General features: G+C 34.2%; 1 protein-coding gene. It reads right to left on the bottom strand.

Translation table 11 applies throughout. From position 1 onward, the window contains the following. A partial coding sequence (locus H527_RS0118685; protein WP_027414053.1) for an IS1182 family transposase occupies positions 1–1,439 on the bottom strand: 1,439 nt, incomplete at its 3' end. Between the last annotated feature and the right edge of the window lie 79 nt (positions 1,440–1,518).

Raw genomic sequence — 1,518 nt, 5'->3', positions numbered from 1 at the left:
ATTCTTTTCAAATTCACAGCAAATATGGTTAAGGCACTCTGCATTTCCATATTTTCTATACCATAAGATATAGCTTTTCCATAGCCATGGACATTTTTTAATTCTCCATTTTTAGCTTCTATTTTATAACGATGTTTTGATTTCTCTTTGAAGTAATCTGATGTTTCAAAATCAATTTGTTCTTTATGAATGTCTGATTTAGTAGTAACCGAGTAAGATTTTGATTTAGCCCCTTCTTTATAACAGCCTTCCCTTAAAGAACAAGTCTTACATTTTTTAACATCAAAGTAATAGGTAATAACTTGATTTGTGGCAACATTCTTTTTCCCTTGCTTTGCTTTTCTTATGGCTAAATGTCCTGCTGGACAAACAAACATGTCGGCATCTTTATTATAATCAAATTCATCTTCTTTTTTTCTAAAACCTTGGCTGATTGCTGGGTTTAACTTGGCTACAATTTTAATATCTTTTTCTTTGGCTAATTCCAAATTCTTTTTGCCCGAATAGGCAGCATCTCCTATGACGGTGTCTATATCAATACCACGTTGTTCACTTTGTTCTATTAGCTCAGGCAAAATAGGGCCATCTCCTTTTTCTCCCGAAGTAACAACGGCCCCTGTTATGATTCTTTCCTCGGTCATTGCTAAATGGGTTTTGTAACCGAAAAACGAACTGTCCTGTGATTTGTGGCCAATCTTTGCATCCTTATCTTTTGAAACAACATCTTGAGCTGCGTGTTCAATATCATTAACAGATTCTTTAAGTAAGTTCAATTTTTCTTTTATTGCTGGAACTTCGCTAAGTGTGGGAGCACCATCCAATAAGGTTCCTAATTCCTTGCAGTAAGCTAGTTCTTTTTCTAAATCACTGCCCTGATTCTTGACTGGCATCTTACCGACCCAATCTTCTTGGTAAGCATAAACCGATTTGCGAAGTTGTTTTGAACGTTCCCGTAAAACGTCTATAGATGAAATAGGGTTCGATTTTGATAAACTATGGGTAGCATCTACAATAATTGATTTGGATTTTATGATGCCTTGTTCAACAGCAATACTAACTGTTTTATTGATAAGCATATCCAGCAAATTGGTATCCTTTAAACGTTGCCTACGAAACTTAGTTAAAGTACTTGGGTCAATAACATCTTCTTCTGGTAACATCTCTAAAAAGTATTTGAAAGACATGTCATAGCGTGAACGCTCCACTACATCTACATCTGAAATGGTATAAATTACTTTTAGCAGAAGATATTTGAATAGTCTTATGGGACTTTCTGCTTTTCTGCCTTGAGTTTGAGAATATTTTGATTGAAGTTCTTCATAGATGAAATTAAAATCTATTAAATCATTTATACGCCTTAACAAGTTGGTGTGAGGAACAATTAAATCATATAAAGAACTGTACTCGCTTAATCGAAGAGATTCCTGTTGAACTATCATGAATACAAAATACAAAAAACGGCAAGTATCTAAAATACTTACCGCTTTTATTTAAGTTCGTGACTTTTTCAGTAGCCTC

Origin of the sequence: Aquimarina muelleri DSM 19832 (genome assembly GCF_000430665.1) — a bacterium.
GTDB classification, from domain to species: domain Bacteria; phylum Bacteroidota; class Bacteroidia; order Flavobacteriales; family Flavobacteriaceae; genus Aquimarina; species Aquimarina muelleri.
The sequence above is the reverse complement of the archived record's forward strand: the minus strand, read 5'-3'. Positions and strand labels throughout refer to the sequence as shown.